This window comes from Maribacter sp. 1_MG-2023 (assembly GCF_030547005.1).
Taxonomy (GTDB): Bacteria; Bacteroidota; Bacteroidia; order Flavobacteriales; family Flavobacteriaceae; genus Maribacter.
Genome location: NZ_JAUOPN010000001.1, coordinates 445,357 through 466,460 on the forward strand (window position 1 = coordinate 445,357; position 21,104 = coordinate 466,460).

General features: G+C 33.9%; 26 protein-coding genes. 16 read left to right on the top strand and 10 right to left on the bottom strand.

Going from position 1 to position 21,104, the window contains the following annotated elements:
* Positions 1–3 precede the first annotated feature (3 nt).
* Positions 4–1,167, top strand: coding sequence for a sigma-54 dependent transcriptional regulator (locus Q4500_RS01980; RefSeq protein WP_303598076.1), 1,164 nt, complete (start codon positions 4–6; stop codon positions 1,165–1,167).
* 10 nt (positions 1,168–1,177) lie between these two features.
* On the opposite strand, the gene Q4500_RS01985 is transcribed toward Q4500_RS01980, so the two are convergent.
* Positions 1,178–1,873 carry a hypothetical protein gene (locus Q4500_RS01985; RefSeq protein WP_303598077.1) on the bottom strand — a complete coding sequence of 232 codons (696 nt, stop codon included), beginning with the start codon at positions 1,871–1,873 and terminating at the stop codon, positions 1,178–1,180.
* 184 nt (positions 1,874–2,057) lie between these two features.
* On the opposite strand from Q4500_RS01985, the gene Q4500_RS01990 reads away from it, so the two are divergent.
* The 3 genes from Q4500_RS01990 (at position 2,058) to Q4500_RS02000 (ending at position 5,349) form a co-directional block, all read left to right on the top strand.
* Positions 2,058–2,936 (top strand): PPK2 family polyphosphate kinase, encoded by an 879-nt coding sequence (locus tag Q4500_RS01990; protein WP_303598078.1) that lies wholly within the window; start codon positions 2,058–2,060, stop codon positions 2,934–2,936.
* Positions 2,911–4,305, top strand: coding sequence for a M20/M25/M40 family metallo-hydrolase (locus Q4500_RS01995; protein ID WP_303598079.1), 1,395 nt, complete (start codon positions 2,911–2,913; stop codon positions 4,303–4,305). Before Q4500_RS01990 ends, Q4500_RS01995 begins: the two co-directional genes overlap by 26 nt.
* A 111-nt stretch (positions 4,306–4,416) precedes the next feature.
* The gene (locus Q4500_RS02000) at positions 4,417–5,349 is read left to right on the top strand and encodes a peptidylprolyl isomerase (RefSeq protein ID WP_303598080.1); all 933 of its coding nucleotides are present in this window, start codon (positions 4,417–4,419) and stop codon (positions 5,347–5,349) included.
* A gap of 321 nt (positions 5,350–5,670) precedes the next feature.
* On the opposite strand, the gene Q4500_RS02005 is transcribed toward Q4500_RS02000, so the two are convergent.
* Entirely contained in the window at positions 5,671–5,865 is a 195-nt protein-coding gene (locus Q4500_RS02005; RefSeq protein ID WP_068486174.1) for a cold-shock protein, read from the bottom strand.
* Positions 5,866–5,994: 129 nt separating this feature from the next.
* A complete protein-coding gene (locus Q4500_RS02010) occupies positions 5,995–6,633 on the bottom strand; it encodes a peroxiredoxin (RefSeq protein WP_303598081.1) in 639 nt (212 codons plus the stop codon).
* A 110-nt stretch (positions 6,634–6,743) separates the two neighbouring features.
* Here Q4500_RS02010 and Q4500_RS02015 point away from each other — a divergent pair, with 110 nt between their 5' ends.
* Positions 6,744–7,280: a YfiT family bacillithiol transferase gene (locus Q4500_RS02015; RefSeq protein ID WP_303598082.1), complete on the top strand. Its 537-nt coding sequence runs from the start codon at positions 6,744–6,746 to the stop codon at positions 7,278–7,280.
* 4 nt (positions 7,281–7,284) lie between these two features.
* Here the strand turns inward: Q4500_RS02015 and Q4500_RS02020 are convergent, their stop codons facing one another.
* Both Q4500_RS02020 and Q4500_RS02025 read right to left on the bottom strand, forming a co-directional pair.
* Positions 7,285–7,812 (bottom strand): GNAT family N-acetyltransferase, encoded by a 528-nt coding sequence (locus Q4500_RS02020; protein ID WP_303598083.1) that lies wholly within the window; start codon positions 7,810–7,812, stop codon positions 7,285–7,287.
* A 24-nt stretch (positions 7,813–7,836) separates the two neighbouring features.
* Positions 7,837–8,400, bottom strand: coding sequence for a thioredoxin family protein (locus Q4500_RS02025; protein ID WP_303598084.1), 564 nt, complete (start codon positions 8,398–8,400; stop codon positions 7,837–7,839).
* Between the two features lie 89 nt (positions 8,401–8,489).
* On the opposite strand from Q4500_RS02025, the gene Q4500_RS02030 reads away from it, so the two are divergent.
* Genes Q4500_RS02030 through Q4500_RS02045 form a run of 4 tightly spaced genes read left to right on the top strand, consistent with a single transcriptional unit; the run spans position 8,490 to position 11,104 of the window.
* Entirely contained in the window at positions 8,490–8,792 is a 303-nt protein-coding gene (locus Q4500_RS02030; RefSeq protein ID WP_303598085.1) for a phosphoribosylpyrophosphate synthetase, read from the top strand.
* Positions 8,792–9,130: a tRNA-binding protein gene (locus tag Q4500_RS02035; protein ID WP_303598086.1), complete on the top strand. Its 339-nt coding sequence runs from the start codon at positions 8,792–8,794 to the stop codon at positions 9,128–9,130. The genes Q4500_RS02030 and Q4500_RS02035 overlap by 1 nt, the downstream gene beginning before the upstream one ends.
* Positions 9,131–9,134: 4 nt before the next feature.
* Complete coding sequence (locus Q4500_RS02040; protein WP_303598087.1) at positions 9,135–10,055, top strand: bile acid:sodium symporter family protein; 921 nt, start codon at positions 9,135–9,137, stop codon at positions 10,053–10,055.
* Positions 10,052–11,104: a lysophospholipid acyltransferase family protein gene (locus Q4500_RS02045; RefSeq protein ID WP_303598088.1), complete on the top strand. Its 1,053-nt coding sequence runs from the start codon at positions 10,052–10,054 to the stop codon at positions 11,102–11,104. Before Q4500_RS02040 ends, Q4500_RS02045 begins: the two co-directional genes overlap by 4 nt.
* A gap of 73 nt (positions 11,105–11,177) precedes the next feature.
* On the opposite strand, the gene Q4500_RS02050 is transcribed toward Q4500_RS02045, so the two are convergent.
* On the bottom strand, positions 11,178–11,567 hold the full coding sequence (locus Q4500_RS02050) for a PUR family DNA/RNA-binding protein (protein ID WP_303598089.1): 390 nt from the start codon (positions 11,565–11,567) through the stop codon (positions 11,178–11,180).
* A 65-nt stretch (positions 11,568–11,632) separates the two neighbouring features.
* On the bottom strand, positions 11,633–13,384 hold the full coding sequence (locus Q4500_RS02055; RefSeq protein WP_303598090.1) for an ABC transporter ATP-binding protein: 1,752 nt from the start codon (positions 13,382–13,384) through the stop codon (positions 11,633–11,635).
* Between the two features lie 169 nt (positions 13,385–13,553).
* Between Q4500_RS02055 and nusB the strand changes: the two genes are divergently transcribed.
* From nusB to yajC, 3 genes are read left to right on the top strand one after another with little or no spacing between them, the layout of a single operon-like run.
* On the top strand, positions 13,554–14,501 hold the full coding sequence (gene nusB, locus Q4500_RS02060; protein WP_303598091.1) for a transcription antitermination factor NusB: 948 nt from the start codon (positions 13,554–13,556) through the stop codon (positions 14,499–14,501).
* 42 nt (positions 14,502–14,543) lie between these two features.
* On the top strand, positions 14,544–15,014 hold the full coding sequence (locus Q4500_RS02065) for a DUF1573 domain-containing protein (protein WP_303598092.1): 471 nt from the start codon (positions 14,544–14,546) through the stop codon (positions 15,012–15,014).
* 24 nt (positions 15,015–15,038) lie between these two features.
* The gene (gene yajC, locus Q4500_RS02070; RefSeq protein WP_073243291.1) at positions 15,039–15,326 is read left to right on the top strand and encodes a preprotein translocase subunit YajC; all 288 of its coding nucleotides are present in this window, start codon (positions 15,039–15,041) and stop codon (positions 15,324–15,326) included.
* 75 nt (positions 15,327–15,401) lie between these two features.
* Here the strand turns inward: yajC and Q4500_RS02075 are convergent, their stop codons facing one another.
* Both Q4500_RS02075 and pepT read right to left on the bottom strand, forming a co-directional pair.
* The gene (locus Q4500_RS02075) at positions 15,402–16,001 is read right to left on the bottom strand and encodes a YdeI family protein (RefSeq protein ID WP_303598093.1); all 600 of its coding nucleotides are present in this window, start codon (positions 15,999–16,001) and stop codon (positions 15,402–15,404) included.
* 4 nt (positions 16,002–16,005) lie between these two features.
* Complete coding sequence (gene pepT, locus Q4500_RS02080; protein ID WP_303598094.1) at positions 16,006–17,229, bottom strand: peptidase T; 1,224 nt, start codon at positions 17,227–17,229, stop codon at positions 16,006–16,008.
* A gap of 75 nt (positions 17,230–17,304) precedes the next feature.
* On the opposite strand from pepT, the gene Q4500_RS02085 reads away from it, so the two are divergent.
* On the top strand, positions 17,305–17,751 hold the full coding sequence (locus Q4500_RS02085; protein WP_303598095.1) for a hypothetical protein: 447 nt from the start codon (positions 17,305–17,307) through the stop codon (positions 17,749–17,751).
* A gap of 58 nt (positions 17,752–17,809) precedes the next feature.
* Positions 17,810–18,856, top strand: a complete 1,047-nt coding sequence (locus Q4500_RS02090) for a quinone-dependent dihydroorotate dehydrogenase (protein ID WP_303598096.1) — start codon at positions 17,810–17,812, stop codon at positions 18,854–18,856.
* A 69-nt stretch (positions 18,857–18,925) separates the two neighbouring features.
* Here the strand turns inward: Q4500_RS02090 and Q4500_RS02095 are convergent, their stop codons facing one another.
* Positions 18,926–19,336, bottom strand: coding sequence for a Dabb family protein (locus Q4500_RS02095; protein WP_303598097.1), 411 nt, complete (start codon positions 19,334–19,336; stop codon positions 18,926–18,928).
* A gap of 85 nt (positions 19,337–19,421) precedes the next feature.
* On the opposite strand from Q4500_RS02095, the gene Q4500_RS02100 reads away from it, so the two are divergent.
* A complete protein-coding gene (locus Q4500_RS02100) occupies positions 19,422–20,042 on the top strand; it encodes a LysE family translocator (protein WP_303598098.1) in 621 nt (206 codons plus the stop codon).
* Positions 20,043–20,095: 53 nt separating this feature from the next.
* On the top strand, positions 20,096–20,965 hold the full coding sequence (locus Q4500_RS02105) for a hydroxymethylglutaryl-CoA lyase (protein WP_303598099.1): 870 nt from the start codon (positions 20,096–20,098) through the stop codon (positions 20,963–20,965).
* Positions 20,966–21,104 lie beyond the last annotated feature (139 nt).

Sequence of the window (21,104 nt, forward strand, 5' to 3'; positions counted from 1 at the left end):
ATTATGCCAAAAATATTAGTAATAGAAGATGAAGCAGCAATTAGAAGGGTATTGGTCAAAATTTTATCCGAAGAAAATGATACATACACTGTAGAAGAAGCCGAAGACGGATTAAAGGGTATTGAGACTATTAAAAACAATGATTATGACTTGGTGCTTTGCGACATAAAAATGCCAAAAATGGATGGCGTAGAGGTACTTGAGGCCGCTAGAAAAATTAAACCTGAAATTCCGTTTATTATGATATCTGGTCACGGTGATTTAGATACTGCTGTAAATACGATGAGATTAGGTGCTTTTGATTATATCTCAAAACCACCAGATTTAAATAGATTACTTACTACTGTTAGAAATGCCTTAGATAGAAAAGTATTGGTCGTTGAGAACAAAAACTTGAAGAAAAAGGTGAGTAAGAATTATGAAATGATTGGTGAGAGTAGCGAAATAGATACGATCAAAGATATGATCGAAAAAGTTGCGCCTACAGATGCTCGTGTTTTAATTACGGGTTCTAATGGTACAGGTAAAGAGCTTGTTGCACATTGGTTGCATGAAAAAAGTGCTAGAAGCTCAGGTTCATTTATTGAAGTGAACTGTGCAGCTATACCCTCAGAATTAATTGAAAGTGAATTATTTGGTCACGTTAAAGGTGCTTTTACTTCAGCAGTTAAAGATAGAGCTGGTAAATTTGAAGCGGCCAATAAAGGAACCATATTCTTAGATGAAATTGGTGATATGAGTCTTTCTGCACAGGCGAAAGTGTTAAGGGCACTTCAAGAAAGTAAAATATCGCGTGTAGGTACAGATAAAGACATAAAAGTTGATGTTCGTGTTCTTGCTGCTACGAACAAAGATTTAAAGAAAGAAATAGAAGAAGGTAATTTTAGGGAAGATTTATACCACAGACTTGCGGTTATACTTATTCAAGTACCTAGTTTAAATGACCGACGTGACGATATACCGTTATTAATTGAGCATTTTTCTAAAAAAATTGCCACTGAGCAAGGTATGGCTGGTAAAACTTTTTCTGATAAAGCTATTAAACTATTGAAAGCATATGATTGGACAGGCAATATTCGTGAACTAAGAAACGTTGTCGAGCGTTTAATTATACTTGGTGGTCAAGAAGTGTCAGAAGATGATGTAAAATTGTTTGCCAGTAAATAATTAATTAAACTTATTTAGCCGCAGAGCAATCTCCAATTTTGGTTAGTGCTTCTGCGGTAATTTCTTTAGTGCGCAGATTGTAATATTTACTACCCTCAGAAATATCTGGTTTCAGCAGCTGAGCTTCACATTCTTCAAAAATTCTACTTGCAAATTTAGTAGCGTCCTTACAATTTACGCTTTGAACAACCTTGTCTAAAGAAATACGATATTTTTCTAGTGAAGTGTCAATGGTTTCAAATAAGTCTTTTTTGTTACTTTTCTTTGTTACAAATGTTTTGTTTACCGAAGCATTGGTGTTTATAGAAAGCTCATCGTCAGCATATGGACTTTCGTGAGTATCGTGTGACTCTAATACTAGAATAGTTTTATTTGTTAGCTCTATAGATGCATGTAAATAACTAATTGTACTCTCTAAAGTCGTAGATTTTGTTGCAAGTGATAACACCCCCATATTTTCTAACATGCTTTCTTTTGCATATTTACAACCGCAAACATTTAATTGTTTTTTAGATTTTTCTAAAGCACTTAGTGCTTTGTAAGCATAAAATCGTGCCTTATTAATATCTTGAGTACGTAAAGCAGCGTTTATTTGAGATTTTGCATAACCCATATTGGAATTAGCATATTCACACTCTACATTCATACCGAATGCGGATAAGGTTAGTAGTGCAATTGCACAGAAAAAAAAGATATTTTTCTTCATAAGTAGGTAATTTAGGTGCAAGATTTGGGATCTTACACGGATAAATTTAGATGCTTTACCTTGTTGAAAATATTATTTTCGATACAATACACTTCAATCACGATAAACGGAATTTGTGAGAATTGTATTACTTATCTTTTAGTACCGAATTAGTATTCATTAATTTTAAATTTTATATTTCAGAATGGATAAAATAAAAGTAGACAATTATAGCACCAATAAAAACTTTAAAATCACTGATTATGAGACTTTTGAAGATTTTGGTAAGTCAGATAAAGAACTTAAAAAAGAATTATCAAAAATCAGAAGAGAGTTAGGGGAGTTTCAAGATACTATTTATGCCCATGGTAAATATAGTATACTGGTATGTCTACAGGGTATGGATACCGCTGGTAAGGATAGTTTAATACGCGAGGTGTTTAAAGATTTCAATGTTAGTGGTGTTGAGGTCCATAGTTTTAAAGTGCCTACAGAATTAGAGCTGAGTCATAATTACCTGTGGCGTCATTATTTGGTATTGCCGGCGAAGGGTAAATTTGGTGTTTTTAATAGAACACATTATGAAAATGTATTGGTTACTAGAGTGCACCCAGAATATATATTGAACGAACATATACCTGGTATACATACGGTAGAAGATATCGATCAAAAATTCTGGGATAAAAGATTTGATCAAATCAATGACTTTGAGCGCCATCTTGCTGAGAATGGAACCTTAATTTTCAAATTTTTTCTTAATCTTTCAAAAGAAGAACAACGTCAACGTTTGTTAAGAAGACTTGCGTTAAAAGAGAAACATTGGAAATTTTCACCTAGCGATTTAAAGGAGCGTAAATTGTGGGACGAATATCAACACTGCTACGAAGAAGCGATATCTAAAACCACTCACAATCATGCGCCATGGTTTGCGGTACCTGCAGATAATAAAAAGGCAACGCGTATAATTATAGCATCTATTCTATTGGAATCGTTAAAAAAATACAAAGATATCAAAGAGCCTATGTTGAGCGATAAAATAATGGCTAATTTAGACAGCTATGAAGAACAACTACAAGGTGAATAGTAAACTTGCTTTATTTTTTGTAATTGCTTTCGCGTATGTGGGGCTTTCACAAAATACAGACGAAGAACAGATAAAGAAACTTTATGATACAGCGCTGACCGAAGGTACTGGTTATGAATGGTTGAACTATTTGTCCAATCAAATTGGTGGGCGACTTTCTGGATCGATTCAGGCGCAGCAAGCTGTAGATTATACAAAGGCTCAATTAGATTCTCTAGGTATTGATAAAGTCTGGTTGCAACCTGTAATGGTCCCTAAATGGGTAAGGGGAACACCAGAATTTGCTTATTTTGAAACAAACCCTGGTACCACTACTAATGTTGCCATTTGCGCAATAGGTGGTTCTGTGCCAACACCTCCCAGAGGTATAAAGGCAAACATTATAGAGGTTGAAGGTATTGAACAATTAGCTTCTTTGGGTATGGACAAAATTCAGGGAAAAATAGTGTTCTATAACAAACCTATGGACGCTACTCAGATAAATACCTTTACTGCCTATTCTAACTGTGTAGACCAGCGCTATGCCGGTGCTTTAGAAGCTTCTGAGTATGGGGCTGTAGGTGTTATTGTGCGTTCAATGAATCTTCGTTTAGACGATTACCCCCATACAGGGTCCATGAGTTATGGCGAACAAGCAGAATCTGAAAGAATTCCTGCTGCGGCAATTAGTACAAATGCTGCTGAATTATTAAGCACTTCTTTGAAATTGAATCCTGATATCAACTTTTATTTTAAACAGAGTTGTAAGCAGTTCAATGATGTTGAATCATATAATGTTATCGGAGAAATTAGAGGAACAACAAAACCTGAAGAAGTAATTGTTGTTGGTGGACACTTAGATTCTTGGGATTTAGGCGATGGTTCTCATGACGACGGCGCTGGTTGTGTTCAAAGTATGGAGGTTTTAAATCTATTTAAGAAAACGGGTTATAAGCCAAAACGTACCGTGAGGGTTGTTCTATTTATGAACGAAGAGAATGGTCTAAGAGGTGGTAATAAATATGCTGAAATTGCAAATACCAAAAATGAAAAGCACATATTCGCACTAGAAAGTGATTCTGGCGGATTTTCTCCTCGCGGATTTACTTTTGATAGCTCTGATAAAGATTTTGTGAAAGTGCTAGAATGGAAACCTCTTTTTGAACCCTACTTGGTGCACTATTTTGAAAAAGGACATAGTGGGGCAGATATTGGCCCGTTAAAAAAAGAAGGATTGGTATTGGCAGGTTTGCGACCAGATTCTCAACGTTATTTTGATCATCACCATGCAGAGAACGATACATTTGAACATGTAAATAGGCGTGAACTACAATTAGGCGCTGCATCGATGGCTAGTTTAATTTACTTGGTAGATAAATACGGATTTTAACCTCTGTCACTGCATCAACAATAGTAAAGCAATCAATTTCCGGTTTTGAAGGCAACGAAATGTTCAAATCGTTAAATTTCTTTACCTTTGTCAGATATAAAAAAAACAATAATGGAAGACGGAATTTACGCCAAGTTCAATACAAATAAAGGCGAAATACTAGTAAAATTAACTCACGATAAAACTCCTGGTACAGTAGGTAACTTTGTAGCCTTAGCAGAGGGTGATAAAGAAAATAGCGCTAAAGGTAAAGGTGAGCCATATTATAATGGTTTAAAATTTCATAGGGTTATTCCAGATTTTATGATTCAAGGTGGTTGTCCTCAAGGTAGAGGTACTGGTGACGCCGGTTATAAATTTGATGATGAATTTCACCCAGAATTAAAGCATGATGCACCTGGTGTACTTTCAATGGCTAATTCTGGTCCCGGTACTAATGGTAGTCAGTTTTTTATTACGCACGTACCAACACCTTGGTTAGATAATAAGCATACTATTTTTGGTAAAGTTGAGTCTGGTCAAGATGTCGTAGATGCTATTGCACAAGATGATGTTATAGAATCTTTAGAAATTGTAAGAGTTGGTGATGCGGCTAAGAAATGGGATGCACTAAAAGCTTATAAAGATTTCAATGCTTCTGGTGAAGCAAGATTAGCTGATGCAAAAGCGAAACAAGATGCTGAACTTGATAAAATAGCAGCAGGATTTGATGCTACACCATCAGGACTTCGTTATAAAATGATTCAGAAAGGTGATGGAGCTAAAGCTGTAAAAGGTGAAAAAGTTTCTGTACACTATGAAGGTTCTCTTTTAGATGGTCAGGTTTTTGACTCGTCTTACAAGCGTAATTCTCCTATTGATTTTCAATTAGGTATCGGTCAGGTTATACCTGGTTGGGATGAAGGTATTGCTTTACTTCAGGTTGGTGATAAGGCACGTTTTGTAATTCCTTCTGATTTAGCATATGGATCTGCGGGAGCAGGCGGTGTTATACCACCAGATGCTACACTAATATTTGATGTAGAATTAATGAAGGTAGGTTAAAACAACCTAGAGACTTTAAGATAATAATGAAACACCTGTATCATAAGATATGGGTGTTTTTTTTGATGATTACTTTTTGCGAGTAATAAAACTGCCCAAAAGTAAAATGATATTTACTATCATTAAAACTAAAAATACGGTCAAAAATGTGGTCATAAATACATGGTATAAGGTTGGGGAACCGTTCTTGTTTAATCAATAGATAAGTATTTATATAAAAGGTTGCGTTTAAGTTGAACATTTTTTTATAAAAGTATAAGGCACAAAAAAACCCGAACCAATTGGTTCGGGTTTTATACTATAAAAAAGTTAAGTCGTTACCTAGTCAAGTACCTTCACATTAACGGCGTTTAATCCTTTTTTACCTTGTTGTAGTTCAAATTCTACAACATCACCTTCACGAACTTCATCGATTAAGCCAGAAATGTGTACAAAATGATCTTCGTTTGAACCATCTTCAGTGATAAATCCGTAACCTTTAGAATCATTGAAGAATTTTACTGTTCCTTTACTCATAATAGAAAAATTAAATATTAATTAAAGCACGAAGATAGTTTTTTTTTGTTTAAAAACTAAAATTCTTGTACGTTATCTTAAGGTTAACAATTTTCATCTAATGTATTGAGAATGAACTTGTTTTTAGACCTATGCAGTAGGGTCTGGTGTCATTCTCAAATATGGTTTAACCTCTGTAACTCCCTTAGAAAAAATATTTTTTGCGTCAGCGGTAGATATAGCCGGACTCACTACTACATCTTTGCCATGTTCCCAATTTGCTGGTGTTGCAACTTTATGGTTTGCAGTTAATTGTAGGGAATCTACTACTCTTAATAGCTCATAAAAATTTCTTCCCGTAGATGCTGGGTAGGTTAAAGTAAGTTTAACAGATTTATCTGGTGCAATAATAAATACAGAACGAACCGTAAGATTATTATCTGCATTTGGATGAATCATGTCATACAAATCAGAAACTTTTTTGTCTTCATCAGCAATAATCGGAAAGTTTACGACTGTATTTTGTACTTCGTTAATATCCTTTATCCACTCGGCATGTGAAGCCGCACCATCAACACTTAATGCTAACATCTTAACATTTCGCTTGTCGAACTCATCTTTAAATTTAGCCGCCGTACCTAGTTCAGTAGTACAAACAGGGGTGAAATCTGCAGGGTGAGAAAATAATATTCCCCAACTATCACCTAGGTAATTGTACAAATTAATGGTGCCCATTGAGCTATCTGCTGTAAAATCTGGTGCTTTATCACCTAAACGTATTGTTGCCATAATTATATGAATTTGTGTGTTTTATTTAATATCCTATAAAATTAGTAGATTATATAATCTTGGCTAAAGGTTTTTGGTTAAAAGTCTATTAAAATTTTTACTTTTAAACTATGGAAGATTTAGAAAAACTAAAATACCCGATTGGGCATTTTAATTGTCCCGAGAATATATCAAATGAGGATATTGAAAAGTGGATTCAAGTGTTGGATGTGTTACCTGAACGTTTGTCAAATCTCGTAAATAGTTTTTCAGAAGAACAGCTAAATACTCCTTACCGCGATGGCGGATGGACCGTTAGGCAAGTAATACACCACATGGCAGATAGTCATCACCATAGTTATACTCGTTTTAAATGGGCATTGACAGAGAATAGACCGCTCATTAAAGTTTATGAAGAAAAATTGTGGAGCGAACTTATAGATGCTAAAACAGCACCAATTTCTTTATCACTTTCTTATTTAACGGCATTGCATGCTAAACTGGTCTATTTATTAAATCACCTTGATTCGGTAGATTTTGAAAAAAGTTATATTCACCCAGAGGGGAGTGTTAATGTTTCTGTGGCAGAAAATATTGGTAAATATGCATGGCATAGTAATCACCATTTTGCGCATATAGAAAATTTGGCTTTAAGTAAAGGTTGGTAAAATTTTATAAATCTTTTCTAAGTAAATACATTGGTTTTTCTTCTTCAATAACATTGTTGAACGGTACTTGCGTGTTCGCAACAATTGAGAAAGAATGTGATAAGTAAAAGGGTAGTGCCAATCCTTTTTGCATAGACTCTAGAAAAATTGCCTTTTTAAAATGGTCAGTAGCAATTTGCTCAACAAATCTTAGGGTTTTGGAACCTATGCCTTTGCCTGAAAATTCGTTAAGAATATAAATTTTATCAAGATATAAAGCATCAGTTTTGTTATAATCTTGTAATTGTTTGTGTAATGTGATTTTTAAGATACCTACGTTCTCGAAATTTAACTTTATAAGATATAAAAAGGTGTCTTCGTCTTTCTCTTCTTTTAAGAGTACTTTTTTGGTAAAACTGTTTTTAATATAGGTAGTTGTGTCGCCATTAGGCCAAAGATGTTTGTAATGTTGGTCATAGGCTTTTGTGCCTATTTCAATATAAGTGTTGTAAAGTTCTGGCTTCAGTAGTATAAACTGAATATTATTCTCCATAATTTTTTTTAAAAACCACTATAATTAACCGTTAGATTTCCATTTAATATTGCAGCCTATACTAGGTTTTTGAATAGGATTAATTTCTTCTCCTTTTAAAAGATTTTCAATAGCGTCTCTAAGATTTTTACCTGTCAACGGCAATCCGTTTCCTGGTCTAGAATCGTCTAATTGACCTCTGTATACTAATTTCAAGCCTTTGTCAAAAAGATAGAAATCAGGTGTACAGGCGGCATCATATTTTTTGGCTACCGATTGGTCTTCATCATATAAATAGGGGAAAGTATAATTTTCTGCTTTTGCTTTTATTCTCATGAACTGAGGATTATCTTCTGGATACTTCTCCACATCATTACTAGATATAGCGATAAAATGAATACCCTGTTTTTGGTATTCTAAAGCCATATTAGTAATTTCTGGATTGACGTGAATAACAAATGGACAATGATTGCAAATGAACATAATTACCGTTCCTTTACTACCATTTAAAGAGTGAAGGTTCATGGTTTTTTTGCTAACCGTATCTAACAGACTAAATTCTGGAGCAACGGTACCCAATGCTAACATTTTGCTTTCTGTTCTTGCCATATCAACTAATAATTTATGCTACTAAGTTAAGGATTATATTAAGCTTGTTTTTTCTTTATAGTATTCATAAATCTATAAAAATTACTATTATGGAAAATTCATATATTTCTTTATTCATCGCAATTAAAGCATTACAAGAAGAAGCTTACCCAGAAGATTTTAATTTATGTGACGCTGGCGTAGAAAACAAAAGCAAGAAAAATACTCATAATGCTACCCAATTAGAAGTTGTAAAATTTTATCGTTTTGAGGGTATGAGTAATCCCGATGATAATACCATTTTATATGTCATTGAAACAAGTACCGGTGAAAAGGGCTTATTAGTAGATGGATACGGTATGTATGCTGGAAATGTACCTAAAGATTTAATAGAAAAGCTTAAATTTAGCTAATGAAAGAAACGATTACATGGCAAGATTTTAGTAAAATTGATATGAGAGTCGGTACAATAGTAACTGCTTTAGACTTCCCAGAGGCTCGAAACCCATCATACAAGTTACATATTGATTTTGGTAATGAAATAGGGATTAGAAAGACATCTGCTCAGATAACAGAAAAGTATAGTAGGGAGGATCTCATCGGACTTCAAGTCACAGCTGTTGTTAATTTCCCTAAAAAACAAATTGCCAATTTTATGAGCGAATGTCTTATATTAGGTGCTGTAGACAATAGTTCAGTGGTGCTTCTTCAACCTCAAATGAAAGTTCCTAACGGCTTAAAAATTTCCTAATTTTTTGACTGATAATATCTTAGATAACATTCATATTAATTTTGATACAGGTTCATTATGGATAATGAACCTTGTCTTAAGTTTGGTGATGTTTGGCGTAGCGTTAGAAATATCAATATCAGATTTTAAGCCTTTATGGTTAAAACCTAAGGCATTATTAGTAGGTTTATGTAGTCAGTTTGTTTTATTGCCAGCATTCACTTTTTTGTTGGTGTTTGTAATTGAACCGTTGCCTAGCATTGCTTTGGGTATGTTTATGGTGGCTGCTTGCCCAGGCGGTAATATTTCTAATTTTATATCTTATTTATCTAAAGCGAATACGGCATTATCTGTTAGTCTTACTGCTATTGCTACTATGTTAGCGGTTGTAATGACACCATTAAATTTTCAATTTTATTCAATGTTATATGAACCTAGCTCTAATCTTATTCAAGACATTTCTATATCACCTCTAGAAATGATAAAATTGGTTTTTCTATTATTGGGTCTGCCTTTGATGTTGGGTATGTATGTCAATTATAGAAAACCAAAAATAGCTTTGAAAATAGCAAAAAAGCTTAAAGTAGTATCATTAGTGTTTTTTATCTGTCTGGTTTTTATTGCGTTATATAACAACCGCGTCATCTTTATGGATTATATTTTTTATGTCTTTTGGATTGTTTTAATTCATAATCTAGTTGCATTTTCTACAGGATATAGCCTCGGACGAATTTTTAAATTACCAGAGGATAGCGTTCGGTCGATAACCATAGAAACAGGTATACAGAATTCTGGATTAGGATTGCTATTGATTTTTACTTTTTTCGACGGATTAGGGGGTATGGCACTTATTGTTGCCTTTTGGGGTGTTTGGCATATTGTGTCTGGTTTAATTTTGGCTGCTTTTTGGAATAGAAAATCAGTTGCTAAAGAGACTATAGCGTGAGTGCAGTCATATATTCATTAGTAAAATCTTCAGTGAAAACCGGACTCTACGGTTATCATAAAAAGATAGTTATTTCTGGGCTAGACCATATACCCAAAGATAAACCGGTAATGTTTCTGCCTAATCATCAAAGTGCATTGATTGATGTATTGTTAATTGCTACAGATTGTAATAGAAAACCCTACTTTCTAACGCGTTCAGATGTTTTTAAGGGCAAACTGCTAAAACGTATATTCTCTTATTTTCAAATGTTACCAATTTATAGAATGCGAGATGGTAGAGATGCACTTTCTAACAATGACGCAATTTTTAATTCATGTGCAGAAATTTTAAATATGGGAGAAGCCTTGCTTTTGTTTCCCGAAGCAAATCATAGCCTTAAACGCAGGGTTAGACCATTGAGCAAGGGCTTTACAAGAATACTCTTTAGAACTTTTGAAATGTACCCAGAGTTAGATGTTCAGTTGATCCCCGTGGGGTTTAATTATAAGCATGCAGCTCATTTTCCAGATGAGGTGGCTATTTGTTATGGAAAGCCAATTTCGGCAAGAAGTTTATTCGATGAGAATGATTTAAATACATCTGTCATTACTATAAAAAATGAGGTTGCTACAAGTCTAGAACATCTAACTACTCATATTTCAAGTAATGTTGATTATGATGCTATTTTAAATAGGTTGAAGTCAGAAAAGCTCGATTTTCTTAATCCTACCGCAGTCAATGAAAAAATAAATATGTTGACCCAGCAAGGTGTAGATAGTATAATTGATCCTGCTTCAGAAAAGCAAGGTTTCAATATGTTCAAATGGATATTCACATTGCTAAATTTCCCTATAGTATTAATTTGGAAATTATGGTTGAAGTCAAAAGTACCCGAAGATGAGTTTATGGGTACGTTTAGGTTTGCATTTGCAATGATATCTTATCCTATTTATATACTATTATTGTTTACAGTTATTGCTTTTGTATTTACGCCATATATCGCAGTAATGAGTATCGGCATTTTCACTTTACTGAATGTTGGGTTGGTGAAGAATGGTTTGCGTTAATAATCAAATATACACAAAATAAAAAACGACCCTTATTTAAAGGTCGTTAGTTTTTTAAAGAAAATTTTCAAGACTAGATATCTTCAAAGCTTACATCTGTAAAGCTAGAGGTATTTGTAGTCGTATCTTCTACAGGTACTTCAGCTTCAACTTGAACTTCTTCTTTTTTAAAGTCTTTTTGGTGTCTTTCTGAAATTACTTCAGAACCTTTTTCGTTAATGATGAAATCCATCATTTCTTCAACATTCTCTTTAAAGGCGTCGAAGTCTTCTTTGTATAAATAAATTTTATGCTTCTTGTAATGGAAGGACCCATCGTCATGTGTAAATTTCTTACTTTCTGTAATCGTTAAATAATAGTCCCCAGCCTTTGTACTTCTTACATCGAAAAAGTACGTTCTTCTACCTGCGCGTAAAACTTTGGAGTGAATTTCTTCTTGATCTGATAAATCTCTTTCGCTCATTTCTAATGTTTAGTGTCGTTATGCTATCAAAAATGAAAAAAAAATCGTTATCCGACAACAATTTTCTAACTTTCTTTCTCTGAGAGCTGTTTGCTATAGAGGTCTTTATAATACCCTTCTCGAGTATTTAATTCGTCGTGGGTACCCTCTTGAATGAGTCTGCCGTCATCTAAAACCAGTATTTTATCGGCATTTTTAGCTGAAGAAACTCTATGACTTACAATTAATGTAGTTATATTCTTAGAAGCTTTTTTAAGATTATTTAAAATTTCTTCTTCCGTTTCTGTATCAACCGCAGAAAGGCAATCATCAAATAAATAAATTTGTGGTTTCTTAATTAACGCTCTTGCGATTGACACGCGTTGCTTTTGTCCGCCACTTAATGTTATACCTCTTTCACCTAAAACCGTATCATATTTTTTTGAGAAGCCCATTATGTTTTCGTGAACCACGGCATCTTTAGCAATATCCATGATTTCTTGATCAGTAGCGTCTTCTTTTCCGAATTTGATATTGTTTTTTATACTATCAGAAAACAGAAAAGCATCTTGTGGTACGGCGCCAATTGATTCTCTTAAACTGGTAAGGTCAATGTTTTTAATAGGCTCGTCATCTATTAGAATCTCACCCGAAGTAGTATCGTATAATCTAGCTACTAAATCTAGTATAGTAGATTTACCGGATCCCGTTTTGCCAATAATAGCTGTGGTCTCTCCTTCGTTTATGGTAAATGATAAATGTTTTAAAGCATTAATGTTGGTATCTTGATATGTAAAATCAACATCTCTAAATTCAATTTTACCTTTTACCGTATGCTCGTGAGTGGGTGTGTTTTTAATTTCCGATTCCTGATTTAGAAATTCGTTGATACGTTCTTGACTGGCAGCAGCTCTTTGAACTATAGATGTAAGCCATCCTACAATTGCAACAGGCCATGTTAACATGTTCACATATAATATAAACTCTGCAATCAATCCAACTTCAATTTCACCGGCTAAGTATTGTTTTCCTCCTATGTATATCACCAAAATATTACTGATACCAATTAAAAGAATCATTAAAGGGAAGAACCAAGCGTTTACCTTAGCCAGACTAACACTTTTCTCTTTTCCTTCAATGGCAAGTTTTTCTAAATCTTCATTAGTTTGTGGCTCCAGCGCATATGCTTTTATAACCGAGACACCTGAAAATATTTCTTGAGTAAAAGTTGATAGCGTAGATAAATACTGCTGTACTATGGTGCTTCGCTTATGTATTACCTTACTTATTTGATATATTAAAACTGATAGAAAAGGTAAAGGTAATAAGGTGTAAGCTGCCAGGGTTGGTGCTTTTATGAACATTAGAGGTATTAGACAGGCAAATAAAGTTAGTGTTTGTATACCGTACATAATAGCCGGACCCGCATACATACGTACTTCATTTACATCTTCACTTATTCTGTTCATTAAATCGCCAGTTCTATTTTTCTTATAGAAGTTCAGGCTTAGTTTTTGATAGTGGTCGAATATTTCGTTTTTAAGGTCGAATTCTATATATCTTGAAATATTGATGATTAATTGACGCATTAGAAAAGTGAAGAATCCAGATAGAAAAGCGGCACCTATAATGATAAGAATGTATTCTAATAACAATTCTTGGGCTGTCGATTTTTCTATTTCTGCCTTTATGTACTGCTCAACTACCGTTATAGAGTTGTTCACGTAAGACGGCATAATCAACTGAAATAGCCTTGCTACTATGGTTATAATGATCCCGAAAAAAAGCTTAAGCCAGTATTTTTTAAAGTATTTGTTTAGATGCTTAAGTTCTTTCATAAGTTGTAGAAAAGATAATAGTGTAAAATTCTAAAGGCAAAGATAGTTTTTTGACCTAAAAGGATATGTTATAAATAAGCTAAGATAAATACGATTGCTATTGTGACCCTATAAATAGATACTTACCTTTGCGGCTTTATTTACTAATATATTAAATAAGTTCTTTCAAATGCTTACAAGAAGGCACATTAGGGTTAAGGTAATGCAGAGTATTTACGCTCTAATTCAGTCTAAGGACGATTCGTTACAGAAACAAGAGAAGTTTTTAAAGGTAAGCATAGAGAATACCTATACGCTATATTTATTATGGCTAAGTCTTTTTGTAGAAATACAGAAAAGAGCAGCAGATCAAATATCTCTTTCTGCTAACAAATACATTGACGACAAAAAGACAGCATTTCCTAATCCTAATAAGTTTATTCAAAACAGATTTTTATTACAAATTGTTGAGAATAAGACTTTAGAAGAAGAGCTTAGTCATAGAAAGCTAGATAACTGGTATTTAGAAGAAGAGTATGTAAAGCTTATCTATAAAGAAATTTTAGAGAGCGATACCTACAAAGAATACATGTCTAAACCAGAAAGTGACTATGCTGCTGATAAGGACTTGATAATAACTTTGTTCAAGAACATTATTGCACCTAACGAGAAAATTTACGATTACTTCGAAGATGATAAGTTAACCTGGGTAGATGATATACCTATTGTTAATACCTTTATTTTAAAGCATTTTAAGAAAGTAAAGCAGGTACACCCAGAATCTTACTTTTTACCAAGTCTGTTGAAAGATGATGAGGATATGACTTTTGCCATGCAATTGCTATCTAGAACATTATTAAAGAACGATGCTTTAGAAAAAGAAATAGAGGGTAAAACACCAAATTGGGATAAAGATCGTATTGCCGGTATTGATAGCATCTTATTAAAAATGGCTATTTGCGAGTTATTACATTTCCCTTCTATACCAGAAAGAGTAACTATAAATGAGTATTTAGAAATCGCTAAAGAATACTCGACACCAAAAAGTAGCATATTTATAAACGGAATTCTTGATAAGCTTACTAAAGAATACAAGTCAGAAGGAAAGCTTAACAAAATGGGAAGAGGTCTATTATAAAAATTTTTATAATTTTGCAATTAATTTATAAATCTAAATAGTATGAAAAAAATAGTTCTAATTGTTGGTCTTGTATCAATGGTAGCTTTTACTTCTTGTAAAGACAACGCATCAAGTAAGATTAAAACAGATAATGTAGCAGAAGCTGCGGTAAGAGATGAGGCTGCTAAAGCAGTACCTGTAATGTCTTTCGAGAAAGCAGAACATGATTTTGGTACAATTGAGCAAGGTACTCCACAAGAAACCGTATTTACTTTTACCAATACTGGTAATGCTCCGTTAATCATTACTGACGCTAAAAGTAGCTGTGGTTGTACAGTTCCTAATCCTCCAAAAGAGCCTATTGCACCGGGTGCAACAGGTGAGTTGAAAGTTAATTTCAATGGATCAGGTCAAAATCAGGTAACTAAAACAATTACTGTTACAGCAAATACTGAAAAAGGTTCTGAGCTTTTGAGAATTAAAGCTTTCGTTAACCCAAAAGGAGCAGCTCCATTAGGACCTGTTAAATAATTATAAATTACAGATATACCAAAGATGGGTGATATAGGGCAGTTTCTTCCGATGATTTTGATTTTTGTGGTCGCATATTTTTTTATGATCAGACCTCAAATGAAAAGACAAAAGGATGAAAAGAAATTTTCAGCAGAATTAAAACGTGGTGATCGTGTTATCACCAAAAGTGGTCTGCACGGTAAGGTAGTAGATTTAAATGATAAAGATTCTTCTTGTGTATTGGAAACAATGGCGGGAAAATTAAAGTTTGATCGATCTGCCATATCCATGGAAATGAGCGCTAAATTAAACGCTCCAGAGAAAAAGTAATTCTTTCTGAATTCATATAAAAAACACCGATGGAAACATCGGTGTTTTTTTTGCTTTAATTTTTTAGATAATAACTTACTTCTTGTATTGGTCATGAATTCCCCTGCCTGCTAATATCAACGGAACTATCTTTTCTAAACGCGACAGTTTTGTTTTTTCTTGTTTGGCAGTTGTTATATACTCAGCGTAATCTTTCTGTTTAGAATAAGTTAATTTGCTAAAAGCAGCTTTTATGTCGTCGTTGTTTTCTAACGCAATGGATAAGTGAACGGGAATTATAATTTTGGTCTTAGGTTTTTTCTCAACCTTTAATTGTAGCCCCTTTTTTTGATTCTCAATAGCTTCGTTTATGTACGCTGTAACTTCTTTTTTATCAATGCCTTCAAGTGTAGTAAATTTCCAGTGGCGCATCGCCATGGTTTTTCCATCTTGTGCATTTTCTAAAACCTTTTTAGGATCACTTAAAAAGACACCGTTAAAAAACCAGATTCCGAAGTGATTTTTGAATTTGTTTATAGCGATGACATTTTTATTATTGATCATGTAGGTAGGGAAATTCCATTTGTAAGTTTCTGTCATTCTACACGCTAAGGCAAGAGTTCGTAATTCAGCTACTTCATTTTTAAAACGATGTGGCTCATTATAGAATTTATCCAATTTCTCTTGCTTTTCCATCGTATTATTGGTTTGCTGTCAGCTCACAAATACGTACAATAACTTCAACCGCTTTTTGCATGCTTTCTACGGGTACATATTCATATTTACCATGAAAATTATGTCCACCAGCAAATATGTTTGGGCATGGTAGCCCCATGTAACTTAATTGCGACCCATCTGTACCACCGCGTATTGGTTTAATAATAGGTTTTATACCTATATCTTCCATTGCCTTTTTAGCGGTTTCTACAATGTGAAAAACAGGCTTTACCTTCTCTTTCATATTAAAGTATTGATCTTTTAATTCTAGCTCAATACAATTGTCATATTCGTTATTAAATTTTTGTACGATGTCTTCTACTAATTTTTTACGTTGCTCAAAACGTTTTAAATCGTGATCTCTAATAATAAGTTCTACAGTTGTATTTTCAATTTCTCCGTCAAAGTGATGCACATGAAAAAAGCCTTCTCTCCCAGATGTTTCTTCAGGTACTTCGTGCTTGGGTAAATCGCTTATAATCTTATTGGCTATTAAAAGTGCATTCACCATTTTGCCTTTTGCATAACCTGGGTGTACACTTTTGCCTTTTATAGTTATTTTGGCACCTGCTGCATTGAAATTTTCATATTCCAATTCACCAATCTGGCTACCATCCATAGTATATGCCCATTCTGCGCCAAATTTTTCTACATCAAATTTATGTGCTCCACGACCAATTTCTTCATCTGGTGTAAACCCAATTCTTATATTGCCATGCTTTATTTTAGGATTATTGATCAAATACTCCATGGCTGTTACAATCTCGGCAATACCAGCTTTATCATCGGCACCTAACAATGTTGTGCCATCTGTAGTAATTAGTGTCTGACCAATATACTGCAGTAAATCATCAAAATAAGATGATGATAGAATGATGTCTTTTTCCTTATTCAGAACAATATCTTTACCATCGTAATCTCTTATGATTTGCGGATTTACATTGGTACCTGAAAAATCAGGAGACGTATCAAAATGAGATATAAAACCAATGGTAGGTACCTCATGGTCTACATTTGATGGTAAGGTGGCCATTATGTAAGCATTGTCGTCTATAGTAACGTCAGACAGACCTATGGCCTGTAATTCGTCAACTAATTTGTTAGCTAAATTCCACTGTTTTTCGGTACTTGGCGTGGTGTCTGAAGATGAGTCGCTTTGCGTATCAATAGTAATATAACTTATGAAACGATCAATGATATGCTGCATGTAAAATGTGTTTTATCAAAAATAAGGTTATAAATTGTAAATTAGTAAACGTAAGATTCGATAAATTAAATGATGATGAAAATTAGATTTATAGTGGCAATGGCTTTTCTTTTACTTTTTACAAATATAAATGCACAGGCAGATTGTATTCTTGGTGTTGGTGTTACAAACGATTCTATTATTTCTGATATTTTTCAATTGAACGAAATGCAAAAAGAGAAATTAGAAAGTTTTAGTGGAGAAGTTAAATTTCGGAATGATGTTTTAAGTAATGAATTAGAGAATGTAAAGAATAGACACCCTCAAAGTAGTGTTACCGAGCTTCGACAATTAGCAGATAAGTACAAAGTTGTAATGGACAGTATGGCGACAGTTCAAGAAGTGATGGATAAAAAAATGTTAGCGCTATTTAATTCTAATCAATATGAACTATATCTGTCTTTATGCAAAGATGCTTCGCGGTCAGCATACATTGTAGTACCTGCTGTCTATACAGATAGTATATCTAATGAAAACAGATAGAGTATTGCTTAACTTTCTCATTTACAGTTTGTATTTTTGTGGCTTCTAAAATATATACATGTATAGGCTTTTTATCAGACCTCTTTTATTTCTTTTTGATCCAGAGAAAGTTCACCATATTAGTTTTTCAAGCATTAAGTTTTTCTCCAAAATAGGACTATCTGGTCTTATTAAATCTATGTTCGTAGTTGAAGATAAATGTTTGGAACGTGAACTATTCGGATTGAAATTTAAGAATCCTGTTGGTTTAGCTGCTGGTTTCGATAAAAATGCGGTTCTATATAACGAATTATCAGATTTTGGATTCGGATTCGTAGAAATAGGAACACTTACCCCAAAGCCACAAGATGGCAATCCGAAAAAAAGATTATTTCGTTTAAAAGAAGATAAAGCTATCATAAACCGAATGGGATTCAATAACCACGGGGTTTTTGAAGCTGTCGAGAATTTAAAGAAAAAGCATAAGGTTCTAATTGGTGGTAATATTGGTAAGAACAAAGTGACACCAAATAATGAGGCAATTAAAGATTACTTAATCTGTTTTGATGCCTTGTTCGATCACGTAGATTACTTTGTTGTGAATGTAAGTTCACCAAACACACCTGGGTTAAGAGAGTTGCAAGATAAAGAGCCATTAACGGCTCTGTTAAATGAGCTTCAATTAGAGAACTCGAAACAAAGCGAACGTAAGTCGACTGTGCGTAAACCTATTTTATTGAAAATTGCGCCAGACCTTACCGATAGTCAATTATTAGATATCATTGATATTGTAAAAACAACAACTATTGATGGTATTATAGCTACTAACACGACCATTTCTAGAGAGAATTTAAAATCTCATGCTTTGGTAACAGAAGAAGCTGGCGGACTTAGTGGTGCTCCATTGAAAGATAGAAGTACTGAGGTAATTCGATTTTTAGCGGAAAAGAGTAATAAAGCATTCCCTATTATTGGTGTAGGCGGTATAAACTCTGCGGAAGATGCTATCGAGAAATTAGAAGCTGGTGCCGATTTAATTCAATTATGGACGGGCTTTGTGTATGAAGGACCGGCTTTGGTGAAACAAATTAACAAAGCTCTTTTGGAGAAAACAGCTACTGCATAGCAGAAACTTTTTAATATAGAAAAAGCCCTTGTACAATTTGTGCAAGGGCTTTTTTAATTATAATCGGTTCTATTTTTTGGTCCAATAATCTACCACGAATACATCTTCTAAATGCGGAGTTAATACAGCTCCAAAAGCTTTGTGGTCTGGGTGCGGTAAATAAATTGCCCGATCCTCTTCACTTTCAAAAGTGAGAAAAAAGGCATGGGTAAACCCTTTATCCAAACCTTCCGGACTATTGTTCAGTCCCCATTCATATCCTTTTATTTGCTCAATTTTTGAAGGTAGCGCACTAAAAGCATCTTCAACTTTTTTAATCTGTGCAGGGGTTGTTCCTTCCTTAAACTTAAAAAATACGGTGTGCCTTAATAAGCTATCGCTTTGGATCATTGTTGTTGAGTTCATGTTTTCATTTGTCTTGGCAAAAGCGTTTGAAGCAAATGAAATACTAATTAGTAACAGAAGTAATTTGATTTTCATAGTGTTTGATTTTTAAACAAGATATTAAAAATAGGTGTAATTGGCGGTAATTCGTACTTTTCGGGTAGAACTAATATTTTTAAGTTTGAATTACGAGATTTTATTGGCATTTTCAATGGCGACCTTTGTTCTGGCACTTTCACCCGGTCCTGATAATATATTCGTGCTCATACAAAGCATTAGTAATGGCAAAAAATATGGTTTAGCAGTCGTTGCAGGTCTTATGACCGGTTGTTTAGTACATACTACATTATTGGCATTTGGGGTTTCTGCAATTATTAAGAATAACCCTTCCATATTTACTTTTATTAAAATGTTTGGGGCTGCCTATTTATTATATTTAGCTGTAATGGTGTATAGAGGTGGTGATGCCATTTCTATTGCCGGCGAAACAAAGAACAAAAACAAATTAGGTTCATTATACAAACAAGGTTTTATAATGAATGTGTTGAACCCTAAGGTGACCATATTCTTTCTAGCTTTTTTTCCGGGATTTCTATTTTCAGATTCTTTAAGCAATGTTATTCAATTCTATACCCTTGGCTTTTTATTTATAGTGGTTTCTTCACTGGTTTTTGGCGCTATCGCAGTTTTATCTGGTCAAATCTCCAATTTTCTGACAGCTAATAAGAGGACCGGGTGTGTTTTAAAGTGGATTCAAGTTATTGTCTTCATCGGAATTGCGATTTATTTACTTATAGGGTAGTTTATTTGAAATATTAATATGAGATACTTGTTTAGAGTTCGTATTTTTACGAAATGTCTAATTCAAAGATCAAAATAGTTGAGTGTCCTAGAGATGCTATGCAAGGCATAAAGCAGTTTATACCTACAGATGAAAAAGTCAGGTATATACAATCTTTGTTAGGCTGCGGATTTGATACCTTAGATTTTGGAAGCTTTGTTTCGCCTAAAGCGATACCGCAAATGGTAGATACTGCTGAGGTTCTGGCAAAATTAGACTTGTCAAAAACAAATACTAAGCTACTTTCTATTGTAGCGAATGTTCGTGGTGCAGAAGATGCTGTTTCACACCCTGAAATTGATTATTTAGGTTTCCCTTTTTCTATTTCAGAGAACTTTCAAATGCGTAATACACATAAAACAATAGCACAATCTGTAGAGACTTTACAAGAAATTTTCAATTTAGCCGATGCCGCAAACAAAGAGGTGGTGACTTATATTTCAATGGGATTCGGTAATCCTTATGGTGATCCTTGGGATGTTGATATTGTAGGGGAGTGGACAGAGAAGTTAGCAAAAATGGGAGCTAAAATATTATCTCTTTCAGATACCGTTGGTTCTTCTGATCCCGAAACTATTTCATACCTGTTCTCCAATCTAATTCCTAAATATCCAAACATCGAATTTGGAGCACATTTGCATACGACACCAACTACGTGGCACGAGAAAGTATCTGCTGCTTACGAATCCGGTTGTAGACGTTTTGATGGCGCCATACAAGGTTTCGGTGGTTGCCCAATGGCTAAAGATGATTTAACTGGTAATATGCCTACAGAGAAAATGCTTTCCTATTTTACTGCAGAAAAAGTAGACTCAGGTGTTAATTGGATGGCTTTTGAAGCTTCTTACAATAAAGCTACTGAGTTATTTACAGCCTATCATTAGGTAACTTATTATATTTCAACCTCATATTATTTAAACGTTAATTTTATTTAGATTTATTATAGATAAGCTTGTTTTGCATTAAAACATGTTATACGTTTGCATCGTTATTTTAAACAAGTCTAAATAAAAACGGATAATA